General features: G+C 41.9%; 18 protein-coding genes. All 18 read left to right on the top strand.

The features are described from left to right. Positions 1-187 precede the first annotated feature (187 nt). The 18 genes from AC1M86_RS05820 (at position 188) to AC1M86_RS05735 (ending at position 19,787) form a co-directional block, all read left to right on the top strand. Positions 188-1,189 carry an ornithine cyclodeaminase family protein gene (locus AC1M86_RS05820; protein ID WP_481607486.1) on the top strand — a complete coding sequence of 334 codons (1,002 nt, stop codon included), beginning with the start codon at positions 188-190 and terminating at the stop codon, positions 1,187-1,189. A gap of 59 nt (positions 1,190-1,248) precedes the next feature. Continuing rightward, positions 1,249-2,268, top strand: coding sequence for a dihydrodipicolinate synthase family protein (locus AC1M86_RS05815; protein ID WP_481607485.1), 1,020 nt, complete (start codon positions 1,249-1,251; stop codon positions 2,266-2,268). A 25-nt stretch (positions 2,269-2,293) separates the two neighbouring features. Continuing rightward, positions 2,294-3,787 (top strand): NAD-dependent succinate-semialdehyde dehydrogenase, encoded by a 1,494-nt coding sequence (locus AC1M86_RS05810; RefSeq protein WP_481607484.1) that lies wholly within the window; start codon positions 2,294-2,296, stop codon positions 3,785-3,787. 157 nt (positions 3,788-3,944) lie between these two features. Further along, entirely contained in the window at positions 3,945-4,889 is a 945-nt protein-coding gene (locus AC1M86_RS05805; protein ID WP_481607483.1) for a VOC family protein, read from the top strand. A gap of 82 nt (positions 4,890-4,971) precedes the next feature. Beyond that, on the top strand, positions 4,972-6,378 hold the full coding sequence (locus AC1M86_RS05800) for an aromatic ring-hydroxylating oxygenase subunit alpha (protein ID WP_481607482.1): 1,407 nt from the start codon (positions 4,972-4,974) through the stop codon (positions 6,376-6,378). Continuing rightward, the gene (locus AC1M86_RS05795; RefSeq protein ID WP_481607481.1) at positions 6,379-6,876 is read left to right on the top strand and encodes an aromatic-ring-hydroxylating dioxygenase subunit beta; all 498 of its coding nucleotides are present in this window, start codon (positions 6,379-6,381) and stop codon (positions 6,874-6,876) included. Positions 6,877-6,928: 52 nt separating this feature from the next. Continuing rightward, positions 6,929-7,147 (top strand): ferredoxin, encoded by a 219-nt coding sequence (locus AC1M86_RS05790; RefSeq protein WP_481607480.1) that lies wholly within the window; start codon positions 6,929-6,931, stop codon positions 7,145-7,147. Between the two features lie 11 nt (positions 7,148-7,158). Beyond that, positions 7,159-7,698: a VOC family protein gene (locus AC1M86_RS05785; protein WP_481607479.1), complete on the top strand. Its 540-nt coding sequence runs from the start codon at positions 7,159-7,161 to the stop codon at positions 7,696-7,698. A 139-nt stretch (positions 7,699-7,837) separates the two neighbouring features. Beyond that, positions 7,838-8,623, top strand: a complete 786-nt coding sequence (locus AC1M86_RS05780) for a 2-keto-4-pentenoate hydratase (protein ID WP_481607478.1) — start codon at positions 7,838-7,840, stop codon at positions 8,621-8,623. 18 nt (positions 8,624-8,641) lie between these two features. After that, entirely contained in the window at positions 8,642-9,595 is a 954-nt protein-coding gene (locus AC1M86_RS05775) for an acetaldehyde dehydrogenase (acetylating) (RefSeq protein WP_481607477.1), read from the top strand. Between the two features lies 1 nt (position 9,596). Beyond that, positions 9,597-10,622 carry a 4-hydroxy-2-oxovalerate aldolase gene (gene dmpG, locus AC1M86_RS05770; RefSeq protein ID WP_481607476.1) on the top strand — a complete coding sequence of 342 codons (1,026 nt, stop codon included), beginning with the start codon at positions 9,597-9,599 and terminating at the stop codon, positions 10,620-10,622. 76 nt (positions 10,623-10,698) lie between these two features. After that, positions 10,699-11,523: a DUF4116 domain-containing protein gene (locus AC1M86_RS05765; RefSeq protein WP_481607475.1), complete on the top strand. Its 825-nt coding sequence runs from the start codon at positions 10,699-10,701 to the stop codon at positions 11,521-11,523. 889 nt (positions 11,524-12,412) lie between these two features. Further along, positions 12,413-13,801 carry a methylenetetrahydrofolate reductase C-terminal domain-containing protein gene (locus tag AC1M86_RS05760; protein ID WP_481607474.1) on the top strand — a complete coding sequence of 463 codons (1,389 nt, stop codon included), beginning with the start codon at positions 12,413-12,415 and terminating at the stop codon, positions 13,799-13,801. Positions 13,802-14,008: 207 nt separating this feature from the next. After that, complete coding sequence (locus AC1M86_RS05755) at positions 14,009-14,689, top strand: GntR family transcriptional regulator (protein WP_481607473.1); 681 nt, start codon at positions 14,009-14,011, stop codon at positions 14,687-14,689. A 214-nt stretch (positions 14,690-14,903) separates the two neighbouring features. Continuing rightward, positions 14,904-16,997 (top strand): TonB-dependent receptor, encoded by a 2,094-nt coding sequence (locus AC1M86_RS05750; protein ID WP_481607472.1) that lies wholly within the window; start codon positions 14,904-14,906, stop codon positions 16,995-16,997. Beyond that, positions 16,997-18,013, top strand: a complete 1,017-nt coding sequence (locus AC1M86_RS05745; RefSeq protein WP_481607471.1) for an ABC transporter substrate-binding protein — start codon at positions 16,997-16,999, stop codon at positions 18,011-18,013. The genes AC1M86_RS05750 and AC1M86_RS05745 overlap by 1 nt, the downstream gene beginning before the upstream one ends. Continuing rightward, complete coding sequence (locus AC1M86_RS05740) at positions 18,010-19,026, top strand: FecCD family ABC transporter permease (protein ID WP_481607470.1); 1,017 nt, start codon at positions 18,010-18,012, stop codon at positions 19,024-19,026. The genes AC1M86_RS05745 and AC1M86_RS05740 overlap by 4 nt, the downstream gene beginning before the upstream one ends. Then, on the top strand, positions 19,023-19,787 hold the full coding sequence (locus AC1M86_RS05735) for an ABC transporter ATP-binding protein (RefSeq protein WP_481607469.1): 765 nt from the start codon (positions 19,023-19,025) through the stop codon (positions 19,785-19,787). Before AC1M86_RS05740 ends, AC1M86_RS05735 begins: the two co-directional genes overlap by 4 nt.

The raw sequence follows: 19,787 nt of genomic DNA, 5'->3' as shown, positions 1-19,787 counted from the left end.
TAGGGTTTAGGCTTTTTTTTGGTCTCCATGTTATTTTACAATTTCACTCTGTTGGCTAACAAAAAACTTATATTACAAAAAGGTAAATAATATCTATTTTATAGATATCTGCTTTACATCCTACATGCTAGCTCCGCATATCCGACATCAGTACATTAGAAAAAAATGACTGAAACGGAGTTCAGCAGTGAACCACGCACACCATCCAACCTTATTTATCAATGATGATCACGTTGCAGAACTCGCAACCTGGTCAAGTGCAATTGAAGCACTTAGAAATGCATATAGCCAACCCATTTCCAATGCCATGGTGCCACCACGCACAATGGCGCGCGGTGATGGCTTCTGGCTACGTAGCCTTTGTGCCGTATCTCCATCGAAAGAATATATGGGTTGTAAGCTGATTGCAGCAAGCCCTAAAAACAAAAAAGCCAGCTACCTGATTTCGTTGTTCGATCAAGACACCATGCGCTTGGCCGCTTTAATTGATGGCAACCGCATTACCGATATCCGCACAGCAGCAAGCTCAGCTGTGGCAGTCAATGCTTTGGCAGATGCAGATCAATTACATGTTGCGATCTTAGGATCAAGTGCACTCGCACGTAGTCATTTGCATGCACTTAATGCCACAGGCCGTGTAGCAAAAGTACGTGTTTTTAGCCCAACACAAGCCAACCGTGAAAAATTTGCACAAGAATTCCATGCCCAGTATGGTCTGGATATTCAATCTGTCGCTTCAGCAGAAGAAGCCGTACAGGGTGCTAATGTGGTGATCTGTGCATCACGCAGCCGTGACGGCGGACCAGTATTTGATGCTGCATGGCTTGAACCTGGCATGACTGTTGTATCAGTCAGTTCAACCTTGCCAGAACAGCGTGAGCTGGATGTTGAAACAATGAAACAGGCTAGCCTGATTGTGGCGGATATGCCTGAAGAAGTCATTCATGAAACAGGTGATGCGATAGTTGCACAACAAGAAGGCTGTAATGTGGCTGCAAAGACAGTTTCTTTATCTGATGTGATGTCAGGAAAGGTCAAAGTACGTAATTCCCCGGAAGAGATTGTCATCTACAAATCCGTTGGCTCAGCGCTACAAGACATCGTGACTGCTGAAATGCTGCTACGTAATGCCAAAACCGCAGACAAATACCTAGAGATGAACGAAAGCATTGTCACCATCGACCGTTAATTAAAAATTTAAGACATCAATATTTAAGAACGTAACCCTAGAGGGAAAGGAGAATTTTCATGGCTAATTATCAACGCAGTGAAGCTCGTGCTTGGGCAAAAGAACATTTAAAAGGTTGTTCATCTGTCACCATTCCAAGCTATAGCCAGGATTTAAGCCGTTTAAATGAAAAGGGCATTCGCCACGATATTCAAAAAGTCATCGACTTAGGTTACACCTATACATTGTTATGTACAGAAGTGGCAATTACTCCTGAAGAAAATGCGCAATTTACCGCATGGGCGAAAGATCAGGCAGGCGACAAACTGGGTTTATTCTTCCATGCAGGCTTTGGCACACTAGAAGAAAATATTCGTGCAGTAAAACTGGCTGAAAAAGCCGGTGCAGATATTGTGCTGCTGTCTTATCCATCAAATTTCTGGCCGACCTCTGAACAAGACATTTATGACTACACCAAAGCTTTCTGTGATGCGACAGATTTAGCCGTAATGCTGTTCGCGATTCCATTATGGGGCTTTGAGCGTGTACATCCACAAGGCATGTCACCAGAACTGATTCAACGCTTAATTGATGACTGTCCGAATGTGGTGTCTTTGAAAGCAGAACAGGGCTTCCCGCATATTGCCGGTTTAGTTGATAGCTTTGAACGTTTTAACGATCAGATCGTCGTGACATGCCCGATTGAAAGTGATGTGATTCCACTACTTCGTTACATGGATATGCAATTCTCAGGAACCAGCTATACACAGTGGATGGGTGATCATTTTGTCAAAACCTTTAATCTAGCTAAAGAAGGCAACTTTGATGAAGCGATGAAATTGTATTGGCAAGCTCAGCCGGCTCGCGGTGCGGTAGGCGCTGCAACTGGAGCCTATATGCCAGGCTCTAACTATATTAACCGTGCGCATTGGAAATACATGGACTGGTTAGCTGGTTTCAACGGTGGTCCGCTTCGCGCACCGATTGCCCGTATTCCAGATCGTCAGATGAAAGTATTGCGTCAAGGTTTAATCGCTTCAGGCTTGCCATGCACCGATGACCCGGATAGCGAATTCCTGATTGGCCGTTTTCCAGAGTAAGGCTAAATAAGTTAAGGATAGATAAATGAATAGTTTTGCACATTTAAATCCAGCAGACCTGCTGAAAGATCCCAGCCTTTGGAAAACAGGTGCCTTTATTAATGGCCAGTGGATTCAGGAAACTGCTCATGGCAATTACAGCTTAAATAACCCGGCAACAGGATTAGAGCTGGTTAAATTGCCCCGTTGCAAGGAAGAAGAAACCAATCACGCCATTGAAGCAGCACAAACAGCTTTTGAGAAATGGCGTAAAACCACAGCCAAACAGCGTTATGAAATTATCAACCGCTGGTATCAGCTGGTGGTGGAACATAAAGAAGACTTAGCCACCATCATTACTTTGGAAGAAGGCAAGCCTTTATCTGAAGCGCGCGGTGAAATGGATTATGCCTCTTCATTCTTGCAATGGTTTGCTGAAGAAGCGAAACGTATCCGCGGTGATGTATTGCCGGCACCGAAAGATAGCCAGCGTATTGTGGTGTTGAAGCAGCCGATAGGCGTCTGTGCAGCGATTACGCCTTGGAATTTCCCGGCAGCGATGATTACCCGTAAAGCAGGACCTGCATTGGCAGCCGGCTGTACCATGGTGGTAAAACCTGCCAGCCAGACCCCGATGACCGCTTTGGCACTGGCAGAACTTGCTCGCCGTGCTGGTGTGCCGGATGGCGTATTTAGTGTATTGACCGGTAATGACACCCGTGTCATTGGTGGCATTCTGACTACACATCCTTTAGTCCGTAAAATTACCTTCACAGGCTCGACAGAAGTGGGTCGCACACTGCTAGAGCAATCAGCAGCCACCATTAAGAAATGTTCAATGGAACTGGGCGGTAATGCACCATCTATTGTATTTGATGATGCAGACCTGAACTTGGCGGTAGATGGCGTAATTGCTTCTAAATTCCGTAACACAGGTCAAGCCTGTATTTCTGCCAATCGTATCTATGTGCAGGACGCCATTTATGACGAATTTGCACAGCGCTTGGCAGCTAAAGTCAAAGCGCTGAAAGTGGGCAACGGCCTGGAAGAGGGCGTAGTTCAAGGTCCCCTGATTGATGCTGGAGCAGTCGAAAAAGTGCAGTCGCATATTGCCAATGCCGTGGAGTATGGCGCATCGGTAGTGTGCGGCGGACGCCGCAGCGAGTTAGGCGGATTCTTCTTTGAGCCGACGGTTTTGACCAATGTCACCAAAGACATGGTGATTGCGCATGATGAAACTTTTGGCCCGGTTGCGCCGCTGATCCGTTTCAGCACAGATGAAGAGGTCATTGCGCAAGCCAACGATACCGAATTTGGACTGGCAGCATACCTGTACAGTCAGAACTCTGCGCGTGTTTGGCGTACTTCTGAGGCCTTGGAAGCAGGCATGATCGGTATCAATACAGGCTTAATCTCAAATGAAGTGGCGCCATTCGGAGGCGTGAAACAAAGCGGTTTGGGCCGTGAAGGTTCACATTATGGCATCGATGAATTTCTTGAAATGAAATACATGTGTTGGGATGGATTGTACACAGACTAAGTCAATCGTCAATTGGTCTTAGATCTAATATTGGGCTGTTTCAACTTTATTCACAATGCTGGACAGCTCAATAGCCAATGCAAGATGCAATAAAACGGCGATATAAAAATACAAGGCAACAGGGGTATTCCGAGGAATGGAATACAGGAGAAATGGAATGAATATTATCGGTGTAGATCAATTGATCTACGGTGCAAATGACTTGGCAGCCTCAGTTCAATTTATGCAGGACTTTGGTTTGACTGAAGTGCCAGGTCAAGCTTTTGGCCGCTATTTTGAAACTTTAGATGGTACAGGTATTCTGGTTGCAGAAGCAGATCATGCTGCTTTGCCGCCAAAGCTCCCATCCATGAGTCAGTTACGAAAAATGGTCTATGGTGTTGCAGATCAAGCGACTTTGGATGCCATTCAAGCTGAACTTTCTAAAGACCGTGATGTTAAGGTTTTAGAAAATGGTGCTTTAGAAACTGTAGATGACTCAGGCATTAGCATTGGTTTCCAAATAAGTATTCGCCGTGAATTGAATTTGCCTGTAGAAAAAATCAATGCGCCAGGTGCTCCACATCAGCGTGGCTATAACCAGCTGGGGGTAGATCATTCTATTCAAATTCAACCGCGTACAGTTGCACATACGGCAATCTTTGTTCCAGATGCTGCCAAAGCCGAAGCCTTTTTTGTCAACCGTTTAGGTTTTCGTGTCAGTGACCGTCTAGGTGGCGGACCATTCCTGCGTGCTGGCGGTACCACAGATCACCATACCTTATTCCTCATTCAGGCACCGGAACATATCAAAGGTGTTGAACATATTTCATTCCATCTTTCTGGGCCAAGTGAGTTGATGCTGGCAGGCCAGCGTTTTGAAAAAGCGGGTCACGAAAGCTTTTGGGGCCCTGGCCGTCATGGTTTAGGTTCGAACTGGTTCTGGTATTTCGACGGGCCATTGGGTTGCCGTTTTGAATACGATGCCGATATGGATCAGCTAGATACCGACTGGGTTCCACGTGAGCTTCCATTACATGAAGACAATGCCCAAGCCTATTTGCTGGAATTCAGAAAGCAGAACTGGGCGCCATTTAATGGCCCAGCCAAAAAAGCAGGCTAATTATTTTTTAAACCGAGCTGCCCAGCAACGCTCAGGATGAGCGCAAGCTAGGCATAGAAAACAACAATCAGGGAGATGTCGCATGTTTAAGTATATTCAAGTGACTGCAGGAAGTGATGAAGACTATGTGGATCATTTATGTGATCGTGTAGAGGAAAGTTTAAATAACGGTTTGTTACCGATTGATGTGTTTAATGACGATGCGGTATTCCGTGCAGAAATGGAACGTATTTATACCCGCAACTGGATTTTTATTGCGCATGAAACTGAAATTCCGAATTCAGGCGACTATGTATTGCGCCGTCTGGGTTTGGATAAAGTGATTGTGACGCGTGACAGCGAAAATAAAATCAACGTTTTGCTGAATCATTGCCGTCACCGCGGGACAGAGGTATGTCATAACGACCGTGGTAATGCGACCAGTTTTAAATGCCCGTACCATGGTTGGGTGTATAAAAACAACGGCGACTGGATGGGCGCACCGCATATGAAAGATGCCTATGGCGGCAAGCTCGATGCGAAGGAATGGGGATTGCTTCGCGCGGCTAAAGTTGAAAGCTTATATGGTTTTATCTTTGCCTCTTTAAATGAAGACGTGCCTGATCTGCGTGAATATTTAGGTGACACAGTATGGGCCCTGGATGCGATTTTTGGTATTCATCCAGATGGCGTGAAATTGCTGAAAGAACCAGAGCGTTTCCAGGTCAAAGCCGACTGGAAAAGTGGTGCAGAAAACTTCTGTGGCGATGCGTACCATGTGAGTACAGCACACATGTCTGCGGCGAGTTCAGGTTTTATTCCAAGTGTAAACCAGGTCAGTACCCATGCTTCAGGCTATGACTTTGGTAACGGCAACAGTTTTATTGGTCATAACTTATCCAATATGGTAGGCATTCCATTGCCGAACTGGGGTTATCCACCAGAGCTGCAGGCAGAGTTTGATTTGTCTAATCTAGATGAAACACAAATCAAAATGATTAAAGAAATTCCACCGACCATTGGTACGATTTTTCCGAACTTCAGTTATATGCGTTTGCCACATCCGTCAGCGCCGGGTGAAATGCCTATTCCATTTACCAACATTCGTATGTGGCAACCAGTTGCACCTGGGGTGATGGAACTTTGGAACTACGAGTTTGAGTTCAGCTTTGTACCAGAACACTATGCAGAAAAAGCTTATGCTGCAGGACAATATGCCTTTGGTTCAGGCGGTATTTTTGAAGCAGATGATACAGCAGTGTGGGAAGGTATTGCCAAAGGTGGGCAAAGTCCGTGGTTACGTAAAGCCAAAGTGAACTTGCACTATAGCCAAAAACAAACCGGTAAAGATCCTGACTGGAAAGGCCCGGGCGAATTCCATCCATCGATTTATGGGGAATACTGCCAAATTGGCTTCTGGCGCCGCTGGTTAAAAGAAATGCGTGAAGGTAAACAAGCAAAAGTGACCTGCTTGGCTGATGAAAATGCACAGCAAAAAGGAGTGGCATAAATGGATTATTCAACGCGTGAAACTGTACATAATTTTTTAGCCCAAGAAGCCTTACTTTTAGATGAACGTCGTTTTGATGAATGGTTTGCGCTTTTGGATGATGAAATCGTCTATGAAGTGCCACTGCGGATCAGCTCATATCATTATAAGGATGAATTTCCTGGTGAAGCCTACCGTGTGTTAGATCGAAAAGCACATATTAAAACACGTATCGATCGTATGGCATCGGGACAGGCATGGGCAGAAGTACCACCATCACGTACTTTACGTGTAATTGGTAGTGTAATTATTGAAGCAACTGAACAAACCGATATCGTAAATGTTCACAGTGCGACAATTATGTACCGCCAACGTGGTCATGATGAACAGGGCGATATCATTCCTTACCGTCGTGTAGACACGTTAAAAATTACAAAGCAGGGTGCCCGTTTATTGAAACGCAAGGCTATTTTAACCGAAGCGGTTTTACGTACGCCAAACTTGGGCGTGTTCTTGTAAAAACCGCGAATGGTCTGAAAGGACATAATATTGAAATTAAAGGATGAATCTCATGAGCAACCAAAAAATTGAAATTATTTTAGACGCCCACCAATGTCAGGGTTATGGCATGTGCCTCATGTCAGAAGATATTTTTGAAATCCCGGAAGGCAGTCAGGTGGCAAATTTAAAATTGCATTTAGTCGATATTGATCGTGAAGATGAAGTGAGAGAGTTAGCTGGATCTTGCCCAGCACAAGCGATCAGCTTCCGCATTTTAGAATCAGCATAAGGTAATCACTGATGACTCAATCTGTTCAAAATATGCTAAGCAAGCGCTTTGATCAAATCTGTTTTGTGGTGGAAGATTTGCAACAGGCGATGAATTTCTTTAGTAAGACCAATGGCGTTGAAGTGTGGAATGTCGCTGAAGGTCTTTCTCATACACAAAAAGAGAAAGAGTATTATGGTCAACCAGGAGACTTCCAATTTAGCTGTGCTTATGGCTTTGCCGGTGAAACCTTAATCGAACTGGCACGCCATGACGGTGGAAAAAGTGTCTATAAAGACTGGCTAGAGGATAAAGGCAAAGGCCCGCATCACATCGGGTTCCGTCAAAAAAATGCTGCTGAATATGCACAAGCAGAACAGCACTATTTAGATTTAGGTATTACAAAAGCCATGGCCGGATTTTTTGAAGGGCCATTTGGTAATTGTCGCTGGGCGTATTTTGATACTCGTGATCAAATTGGCTGTTTTACGGAACTCTATTATGTTGATGGTGAACTTGACCAACGCATGTCAGAACTGAAAAGCGGTAAAAACGTCAGTATCACAGACTAGTTCATCTTAATGTCAGCCCATTTTAAAGCATAGCGTAACTTGGGCTGAACCATTTATCCCTCAATTAGAAAACAATGGGCAGTCTTGCTTAGGCGGAGCTTTGTCTGAAAATAGATTGAAATAAGAGAAGGAGTAGAGGATGGCAGCCACAGAAATATCGATTGCGGATGCATTGTATAAGGCTGAACGAAATCAGCAACCCATTGCACCGATTGGTAAACTTTTAGGTGAAACTGAAACAATAGATCGTGCTTATTCTGTTCAGGATATTAATACCCAGCGTGCGCTGAATCAAGGTCGTCGCCTAGTCGGAAAAAAAATTGGACTCACCTCATTTGCAGTACAAAAACAGCTAGGAGTGGATTCACCCGATTTCGGCATGTTATTTGAAGATATGGCATTTCAAGATGGCCAAACTATCCCGTTCCAGAAGCTGATTCAGCCCAAAGTAGAGGCGGAAATTGCTTTGGTATTAAAAAGTAATTTAACCCATAGCCAACATAGTGTGGCTGACATTATTGCTGCTACAGATTATGCCGTGGCTGCCATTGAAATTGTGGATAGTCGTATTGAAAACTGGAAAATTTCCTTACTAGATACAGTAGCAGACAATGCTTCAAGTGCAGCCTTTGTTCTTGGAACTCAAAAAGTACAAATAGCTGATGTTGATTTAGTGAATTGTCGGATGCAAATGACACGTTCAGAAGAAGTGGTATCAGAGGGACAAGGTAAAGCCTGTCTGAATAATCCACTCAATGCTGCGGTCTGGCTGGCAGATGAAATGGTGCGGCGTGGACGGCCTTTGAAAGTTGGTGACATTGTTCTGACCGGTGCATTAGGTCCAATGGTGGCAGTGAAAGCAGGTGAAGAATTTAAGGTAGAGATTGAAGGCTTTGGCTCAGTCTCTGTGCGTTTTAGCGCATAACAAATAGGGACAAATATTATGGCAAAAATTAAATGCGCCATCATTGGTTCGGGCAATATCGGTACCGACTTGATGATTAAAATTATGCGCAATACAAAATACCTGGAAATGGCTGCGATGGTAGGTGCAGATCCTCAGTCTGATGGTTTAGCGCGTGCTGCACGTTTTGGTTTTGAAACCACCGCTGAAAGTGTAGAAGGCTTGGTCAACCTGCCATCATTCAAAGATATTAAAATTGTCTTTGATGCTACGTCTGCCGGAGCACATGCACATCACAATGCAGTACTACAAAATCATGGCATTCAAGTGATTGACTTAACACCTGCAGCAATTGGTCCTTATGTCGTACCTGTCGTGAATCTGGATGAACATCTGGATGCACCCAATATCAACATGGTGACTTGTGGAGGTCAAGCAACAATTCCAATGGTACGTGCAGTCTCAAAAGTAGTGAAAGTTCATTATGCCGAGATTATTGCTTCAATTGCTAGCAAGTCTGCAGGTCCGGGTACACGTGCCAATATCGATGAATTTACTGAAACCACATCTAAAGCCATTGAACAAGTCGGCGGTGCGCAAAAAGGCAAAGCAATTATCATCATGAATCCAGCTGAACCTCCTTTAATCATGCGTGACACCGTGTATTGCTTGGCAGAAGCGGATGCTGATCAGGATGCTATCCGTACTTCAGTAAAAAATATGGTAGATGCCGTAAATGCTTATGTTCCGGGTTACCGATTAAAACAGGATGTACAGTTTGAAGAATTTAATGCAGACCGACCGCTGAATATTCCAGGCTTAGGAAAATTAGCCGGCTTGAAAGTCTCTATTTTCCTTGAAGTTGAAGGTGCAGCACATTACCTGCCAGCTTATGCCGGTAATCTCGACATCATGACCAGTGCAGCTTTAGCTGCTGCTGAGCGTTTTGCCGAAATGCACTTAACCCATAATAACGTAGTAGCAGGAGCGTAAAATGTTAGATCCACAACGTAAGATTTATGTTTCTGATGTGACCCTGCGGGATGGCATGCATGCGATCCGCCATCAATATTCCTTGGATCATGTCCGTCGAATTGCTCGCGCCCTAGATGAAGCTGGGGTAGATAGCATTGAGGTGGCACATGGCGATGGCTTGCAAGGTTCAAGTTTTAACTATGGTTTTGGCGCACATACAGATTTAGAGTGGATAGAAGCTGTTGCTAGTGAAGTCAAAAATGCCAAAGTGGCGACTTTACTATTGCCTGGCATTGGCACTGTCCATGATTTGAAAGCAGCCTATGATGCTGGTGCACGCGTGGTTCGAGTTGCGACCCACTGTACCGAAGCTGATGTATCTAAACAGCATATTGAATATGCTCGATCATTAGGCATGGATACCGTTGGATTCCTAATGATGAGCCACATGAATACACCTGAAGGTTTGGCTCAGCAAGGTAAACTTATGGAAAGTTATGGTGCCCAGTGTATTTATGTAGTGGATTCTGGTGGTGCCATGAATATGTACGATATCGCTGATCGTTTTAAAGCTATGAAAGATTTGCTGGATCCTGAAACAGAAACAGGTATGCATGCACATCATAATCTTAGTTTGGGCGTGGCGAATAGTATTGTAGCATTGGAACATGGATGTAACCGTATTGATGCTAGTTTAACAGGTATGGGGGCTGGAGCAGGCAATGCACCACTTGAAGTATTTATTGCAGCTGTTCAGCGAATGGGTTTGAACCATGACTGTGATGTGAAAAAACTGATTGATGCTGCCGAAGATATTGTGCGTCCATTACAGGAGCGCCCTGTGCGCGTAGACCGTGAAACCTTGGCACTCGGTTATGCAGGTGTTTATTCAAGTTTCTTGCGTCATACTGAAACGGCTGCAGCAAAATATGGATTATCTGCATTTGATATTTTAGTCGAACTAGGTAAACGCCGTATGGTCGGTGGACAGGAAGACATGATTGTCGATGTAGCGTTGAATATGTTGAAAAATCAGAAATTATAAAAGTAAATAAACAAATGGATGATGAAATCATCTATACATTTCATCATTCTACTGTACATAAAGAGAAAGTTTCAAAATGATTCAATGTACTCGTATGTATTATCTAAGTTATGAAGCTGACTTGAAAGCAGTCAGTGAACATGGCTTATATCTACAGTATGTAGTAAGACAAGATTTTAAGTTATGTTATGAGGCAGTTAAACAAAACTCTAGAGCTATTAAATATGTTAAAAACCAGACTGAAGATTTATGTTTAATGGCTGTCCAGCAAAATGGCGATACTTTACAGTTTATTCATGAACCAAGCCATGAAATAATTTTAACAGCTGTGAAAAATGAAGGGCTAGCACTACGACATGTATTATTTCAGAATGAAGAAATATGCTTGGCAGCAGTAATGCAAAATGGATTTGCACTTAAATATGTTCATCATCAAACAGAGCAAATTTGTCAGGTTGCAGTTCAATCACATCCTCTAGCAATTAAATACGTTAAGCACCAAACAGAAGCTCTTTCTTATATGGTATTACGCAAAGATGGTATGGCGATTAGAGATATTCGGAATCCAACTGCTTCAATGTGCCTGATGGCTATTGAAAATAATCCTATGTCTATTCAATATATTAATAACCCTAGTAAAGAACTATGTGAGTATGCTGTAAAGCTTCGGCCTTATGCGATTCAATATATTGAGGTGTGCTATGAGGACTTATGGTTCCAAGCAATAGAGCAGCGAGCTTTTGTGATCCAGTTTTTAAAAGAGTATTCAGAGAAAATTTTGAAATATGCATTACGTTGTAATCCAGTTAGTCTGAAATATATCAAGAAAGAGTTTCAGTCAGATGAGATTATTAATTTTGCGCTTTCACAAGATGCTGGAGCGAAAAAATATATTCGATAATCGCAACAGATAAAAAATAGTTTTAGTTTCGAGAGCGAAAATATATGATTAACATAAAATAATATTTTTAATATCTTTTATTAGTGCTGTAATACCAGTAGACAACGAACTCCATTTAATGAACCGCAAAATTGGAATTCTTTTAAGTATGATATTGCACAAGGTGCCTACAAGATATTAGATGTAACTTCTGCTTATAGTAATTCTTAATCGGGAAGGGGATGTATTCTTCAGCATTTCGCTTACTATGATGTCGTCGCGGATATAGATGAAACTTATCTGGGGCGTACCATTATAAAAAGTGCATACTAAAATCGATAATAGTAATTATATTGATGACGGCTCTTCTTTCACCAATAGGCTTTTTATTTGTCATAATAAGTGAAGTTGGTGATATAGTAAGAGAGTTTGGTAGTGAAAAAAGTTTAATTGCTTAAAAATAGATCAATTGAGCTGTGTATCCTAACTTGTATCCCATAATTTTTTGAAATTAATTAGTATAATAAAAACAATAGGGTAGGTGTTAGTTATTATCCGTCTGGGCCCACCAAATAAAACGACCACTTACGCGCATTAATCGTAAGTGGTTTTTTATTTTTTAAATTTTGGTAAGCAAATGGTAACAGCTTAAATCATCAATTATTTATAATGACCTTTAGGGAATAAAGAGTTCAAAGATAGAATATCCTGATTTAATCGATTTTAATGATTGTTCTACAATCTTGTTCAAAAGCCGATTTTTCCCAAGCTATTTAAATTTAATAGATAACTTGGAAATGGGTTACATCTAATTTAATAAATTCTGTTAATCTTTGAATAAGTGCATGAATTCTATTCATTTGGATTTAGACAATGATTGCAGTCTAAAAAAATCGGTCAATCAAGACACATGCTTAATTTTTTTCAACACTTAGAACTTCAAAAATTCTGTATTTTAGTAGAGTATTTAACCTCAACCAAAAGCCAACAGATAACGCATAATATAGCGGGCTTTCCAGCCTTTGTAGCCATTGCCGATCGTGTCCAATCGGATCACGATATGGCACCCCTTGAAGCAAGTCAGGATTATCCAAAATCAATCGATAAAGTTTTGCATTTTTCAGGGAAAGGTCGTGATATTAAGGATTTTGAGTTATTTCTTCATCAGGCTAGTTCAGCTCAGATTAGAAATTTACTTTTGATCACTGGTGATAAGCTTAAAGAGCATAGTTATGGGGATGATCAATTTGAACGTACCCGATATCTAGAATCGATTAATGCAGTGATGTCCGCAAAGAATTATGGTGGCTTTAATATAGGTGTTGCATTTAATCCCTTTAAATATACTGAGGCTGAGCATTATGCTCAATATTTAAAATTACATAAAAAAGTTAAAGCCGGCGCAGATTTTATTATTACCCAATTAGGGTATGACATGGATGCCTTAAAAGAGATAAAGTCTTTTCTAAAACATTACCATTACAAACAAAAAATACTGGCTTGCGTTATGCCACTGAGCTTGGCACGGGCCAATTTTATAGTCAAAAATAAAGTCGCTGGTATTGTGATTACACCTTATATGTTGAGAGTGTTGGCTCAGGAAAAACAGAATGGATTGGCTGAAAATGCGTATAAGCGGTGTGCCATACAAATATTGATGTGTAAGCTTTTAGGTTTCAATGGTGTTCATCTTTCAGCATGCGAGAAGTCAGAAGAACAGAAGATTCTTCAAAATTATATTGAGCAATATCAACATGATGATTTAGAGGAACTAGAAGCACGCTGGAAATCTCTTTGGCAGATTAAGACTGGAAATGAGTTTGTTCCAGAATTAACTTATGATGCACGTCAACCGACATTAGGTCAGCTGATTAAATATCATCATTTGCATGTCATGCATAAAGCCCTTTTTGAGTCCAAAATCTCTAAAGGTATAGGTAAGTTTATTTTTAAAGCGTCCTTTTGGAATAACGAGCTAGCATCAAAAACTTTGTTAAAAACCGAATTTACGTCTAAACATATGGTTGTGGGCTGTGAAAATTGCGGTCAATGTAGATTGGCTGATACTTTATATATTTGCCCTGAAACATGTCCTAAAGGACTTGCAAATGGTCCTTGCGGTGGCACCACATTAGATCGATGTGAGTTTGGAGATCGTGAATGCATTCACTCTGTAAAAGCCCGATTAGCCAAAGCCGTAGGACATACTGACGTTTTAAAAGATACCCTGATTGCAACCGTACCCATTGAAGTTCGTGGAACCAGTTCTTGGAAAAATTGGTTTTTGGGAAAAGTTTAAGTCTTTTCAATTTCTTGTATGGGTTGATTTATAGTATTGAAATGCAATTATTAATTAGCGTTATATAGGGGCTTAAATTAAATTATCCTATAAATCTAAAAGCCAAAATTTAATCTATTTTCCTATATATCAATATTTACTGATTCTTAAATTCTCATGATGACTCTATAATTTATTTATTACATAAATGTAAAACGAGAATTAAGGATGAGCATAACGCCCATTAAGTCAGGCACTGGCAATTTAGCTAATGTGATTTATCAACAAATAAAGGATGATATTTTTAGCTTTAAGCTCAAACCTGGACAACGTTTTACTGAAACGGACCTTTCTGAAAAGTATGAGGTCAGCCGTACCCCAACACGGCAAGCACTGTATCGTCTTGAACAGGAAGGCTATGTGAATGTGCATTTCCGCAGTGGTTGGGAAATTAAGCCTTTAGATTTTACCTTTTATCAGGAGCTCTTTGATTTACGTATGATCTTGGAAAAAGAGGCTGTTAAACGTTTATGCGTAATGGATCATGAGCAATCTGAAGAATTACAGAATTTAAAGCGATTATGGCTTGTAGACGAACAGGACTATAACCAGAACACCAAAGCATTGGTGCTGCAAAGTGAAGATTTTCATTGTGCCTTGGTTAGAGCTGCAGGAAATCGTCAAATCGCCAAGATTCATCATGAAATCAGTGAAAAAATCCGAATTGTGCTCAGTCTAGGCGCTATGCGTGAATTCGATATCCAGCATGCTTATCATGATCATGCTGCAATACTTAGATGTATTTTAGCTCGTGATGCTCATGGGGCGATCCATTTAGCAGAACATCATGTCTTACATAGTATTGAGGACGTGAAGAAAATTACTCTTAAAATATTTTCGACTGTTTAGGATAAATTATTAAAAAAATGCCAATTTTAAAAAATTGGCATTTTTTTTGCCTCTAATTCATATCTTGTATACAAGAATGTACACAAAACTAATCCAGCGATGCCAGAACAACATTTGCTTAGTTTTAGTGCATTAATTTTATGAATAGTGCACCAATTTGAAATCACTATTTGTAAATGCATCAATATTGTGCGTATAGATGAGGATAGTTTTTTTGAAATCGCGTGTAGTTTTTTTAATGAGTTTGGTTGGTATAAATGATCAGGTGATTGCAACAGATCAGGTCAAAACCTTAGATACGATTTATGTCAGCACAACTTTAGCCTCAGAATCTACACAGCAATCTCAAGCTTTAAGCAAGTTTCAGCATGATCTATTGGATATCCCGTTTAATAAAAGCCATTTGTCGCAAGACGTTATCCAGCAGCAAGATATTCAGCGCATGGATCAAGCCCTCAGCATCGTGAGTGGGGTATTGCATCAAAATAATTATGGTGGGGGCTTTTGGGATAACTATTCATTCCGAGGATTCCAAGGCAATCCCAATATGGGGGTGGATGCCATTCGTAATGGGCTGAGTGTCAATCGTGGCATTTCTGCACCTAAAGATATGGTCAATATTGAATCACTGGATTTTTTAAAAGGTCCCAGTGCCGCACTGTATGGACGTGGTGAGGTCGGTGGGGCATTGAATGTCACCACAAAAAAACCAAAATGGACGTCTGAAACAACGCTTAATCTTCGTGGGACAACACAAGATGAATATCGTTTAAGTCTTGAACAGACCGCGCCAATCAGCGATGCGTTGGCGTATCGAATAGCCGCTGCAATGGAAGATAACCAGTCTTTCCGTGATCATGTCAGTAGCCAACGTTTATTTGTCGCGCCACAATTCTCATGGAAATTATCTGAAAATACCCAAGTGGATTTAGATACTGAATTTACCCAGCATCTAGGCACATTTGACCGTGGTATCACGGCTGTCAACAACCAGTTATTGATGGATCCAAAGACCTTTACGGGTGAGCCTTCTGATGGTGATATGCGCGTCAAAGACAATCTCTATCAAGTACGATTAAAGCATCAGCTCAATGACGCATGGCAGATGAATGCTGCGATCAGTTATAAAGATGCGCAAATGGTCGGCTATTCAACAGAACCACGCAAATTACAGGCTGACCTTGAAACATTAGAGCGTCAGCGTCGTCATCGTGATTATCAGACCGAGGATATGCTGCTCCAAAGTGAATTACTTGGTCAACTGGAACTCGGTCATGTTCAGCATGAATTGGTACTCGGTGCAGAAACAGGGCGTTTGGACTTTATGCAACGTCAATTGCGTCTTAATCACTCGGCTGCTCAGCCAAATTGGATCAACATTTACAATCCCACTTATGGGCAATTTAGCTCTGAACTACCTTTACATACCGATTCCGATGAACGTCAGCAGTACATGGCTGTGAATGTACAAGATCAGGTCTTTTTTAATGACCAATGGAATGTGTTATTCGGAGGTCGATTCGATCGTGTCGAACAGCGCTTCATCAACCATCGCACGCAGTTCAAGGATCAGAGTACAGCACAAAAGTTTAGCCCACGTATAGGCCTCAATTACCGTCTTACGCCAGCACTCTCTTTTTACACCAATTATGGCGAAACATTTTCCATGAATAATGGCATGGGTCGCACAGGGGAGACGTTTGCACCTGAAACAGCGAAAAGCTATGAAATCGGCGCGAAATACCATTGGCAAGATCACAGCATGCTTAGCATCGTCTTGTTTGATATGGGCAAAAAAAATGTTCTGATGACGGATGCGATTGACCCAAACTTTGAAGCTGCAGTCGGTGAAGTGAAAAGCAAGGGACTTGAAATTGACTTCAACCATCGTATCAATGACCAGATGCTGGTGTCAGCAGGCTACGCCTATATGGATGCCAAAGTCAGCAAAGATGATGTGTTGCCTGCAGGCTCAGCACTGAGCAACGTACCCAAACATAGCGCACATGTCATGGCAAGCTATGACCTTTGGCAAAATGCGCAACAAGCGGCAGGTCTAAATTTCAATCTCCATTATGTCGGGCAACGCAGTGGGGACAGCCCAACCAATACGGCTAATGGTTTCAGCTTACCTGCCTATACCGTATTTAACCTTGGGGCTTATTACCAAGCAAATCCAAATTTACGCTATCAATTGAATATTCATAATTTGTTAAACGAGGAATATTATCTATCCAGTTATAGCCATGTATGGATTCAACCCGGTGAGCCGATCAAAGCAGCGTTATCGGTACAGTGGCAATACTAATGCAAAGATTTATTGTCCTTTTACTGAGCTGTGTACTGTTGGCTTGTACGGCAACAGAGCAACCGATACCAGCAAAAATACAAAGCCCAACATCGCATTGTGTGGTTGATAGCTCAGAGACCGAAGTCTGCCTAGCTCAGCCGGCACAGCGCATTGTATCCTTATTTGAGTCAGGTTTAGACGGGCTACATATGTTGGGGCAGGGTGCAAAGGTCGTGGGGATTCCTGCTGAGGTGTATTTACAGCCCTTGTTATTTAATGCTTATTCTAAAATGGACTCACGTATTGCCAATAAGCAACTCGCCACACCTTCACAAGGTACAAATGCCACCAATATTGAAAGCTTAATGCTGTTAAAGCCAGATTTGGTCATTTTAGTCAGTGGGCAAACGCAAACCATTCAATTGCTTCGACAATTCGGTATTGCGGTCTATGTGATGGAGTCAGGCACCTATAATCAGGTAAAAGAAGAGCTGTATGAAATTGCCCAACTCACCGGTGCTGAGCAACGTGCTAAAGAAATTCTGGATTTTTCAGATGCGCTTCTGGCTGAAGTGGCACTCAAAACCTCAAAACAAAAATATAAGCAATCAGTGTATTACGCATGGTCAGGTGGGCGAATTTATTCAACCTCAGGACGCAAATCGATTACCAATGATTTTATTGAATTGGCTGGGGCTTACAACATCGTTAAGACAGAGACCAATCAACCGAATGTTAATCCAGAAACGTTGATTGAGTGGAATCCTGACAATATTGTGCTGTGGAATACCGACCCAAACCTGATTTATCAGCGTAAAGAATTGCAATGTCTAAAAGCAGTACAACAACAGAAAGTGTTTAATCTCAGCCCTGCATTTATCTATAACCCACATACAATCAAAATTATTGTGACTGCGATTTATCTGCATCATCACATTTACCCTGACACCTCAGGCTTAGCAGTTGAAGCCTTGCAACTCAAAATTTTAGAGAAACTCTATGGTCAGAAAATTGCCAAGGAGTTGATGTCATGAATAAGGCAAAATTGAAATACACCTGGTTTTATCCATTGCCGATTCTGCTGATTTTTGTGTCGCTGTTGCTCGGCCCCAGTCAAACATTAAGCGCAGGGGATTATGCACTATGGTTTATCCAGTGGATGTTGGGTACAGCGTATTTTGATGCGCAACAATTTAGCTTGATGCAAAATATTGTCTTCAATATTCGCCTACCACGCATCTTATTAACCTTTATGGTTGGGGCGGCTTTGGCAACAGCCGGCAATGGATTGCAAGCTTTATTCCGCAACCCCTTAGTGGATTCCTATGTGCTAGGGATTTCTTCAGGTGCCGCCTTTGGTGCGGCTTTAGCATTATCTTTGAGTTGGTTATCGCCCAATTTATCAGCATTTATTTTTGGCGTATGTGCAGTGGCATTAACCTATGTGTTTGCCCAACAAAAGCATGAAAGCCAAACTTCATTGGTGATGGTGATTTTATCCGGCATGATTGTTTCAGGTCTGTTTTTAGCAGGACTGACCATTATTCAATATTTAAGTGATCCTTTTAAATTACAAGCGATCGTGCAGTGGACCATGGGGAATTTACATCAGGCATCGTGGCAGAAAGTCCAATATGCGGTTGTGCCGATTACGGTGGCTTTAATGGGCTTATACGCCATGCGTTGGCGCTTGAATCTGATGGCATTGGGAGCTGATGAAGCACAAGCCGTGGGGGTAAATCCGAAGTGGGAGCAGCTCATACTGATTGTATTGGTCACGCTATGCACCTCAACTTCAGTGGCTGCCGCAGGCATCATTAGTCTATACGGACTATTTATGCCGCATATTGTGCGTATGTTGGTTGGCCCTGACCATCGTTACAGTATTCCTGCCAACATGGTTTTAGGCGGCAGTTTTTTGCTACTCATTGATAATTTTTCACGAGTTTTACTCAGCTTTGAAATTCCAATTGGCATTTTCACCATGCTCCTCGGTGCGCCATTTTTCTTATTACTGATCAAAACACAAAGGACGGCTTGGGCATGATTCGAATTGAACAGTTGAACTATGCCTATGGGCATAAACACGTGTTAAAAAATATTCAGCTTGAATTTCCAGCGCATCAGTTCTCGGTGATTTTAGGTCGCAATGGTTGTGGCAAATCGACCCTATTTAAACTGATGGCAGGTTTAGAACAGACCACAGATGGGCAAGTACTTTATGCAGGTCGAGCTTTAGAAAACATAAAAGGTAAAGAAAGGGCCGCGCTACTTGGATTTTTACCGCAGTTCCATAAAACGGTTTTCCCATTTTTAGTTAAAGATGTGGTGATTACAGGTCGGGCTGCATTTAGTCGATTTCGTCCATCTAAACAAGATTGGGACATGGTCGATCAGGCTTTAATTGATCTCGATATCGAACATTTAAAAGAACGCCCTTATACCGAGCTGTCAGGCGGAGAGCGTCAATTGGTGATGATTGCCCGTATTTTGGTGCAAGCACCAAAAGTGATTTTATTAGATGAGCCGACCAATCATTTGGATGTCTATTATCAATCTTATTTGATGAAAAAACTGCGTCAATTGTCACGGCAGAATTTTACTGTGATCGCCATTATGCATGACCCGAATTTGGCATTTTTATTTGCCGATCATTTGTTCTTTATGCGTGAACATGAAGTGATTCGCCCTGATTCAAAAGCGCGTCTCACCGATCCGAAATTTTTAAAAAGCGTCTACGATGTGGAGTTTCATGAAACCATGATTCAAGACAAGACCATTGTTATCCCTGATCATTCTTGGTTGTAA

The sequence above is a fragment of the Acinetobacter sp. ANC_7654 genome (assembly GCF_056779855.1).
Note: the sequence above shows the minus strand (reverse complement) of the source record. Positions and strands in the feature narration are given on the sequence as shown.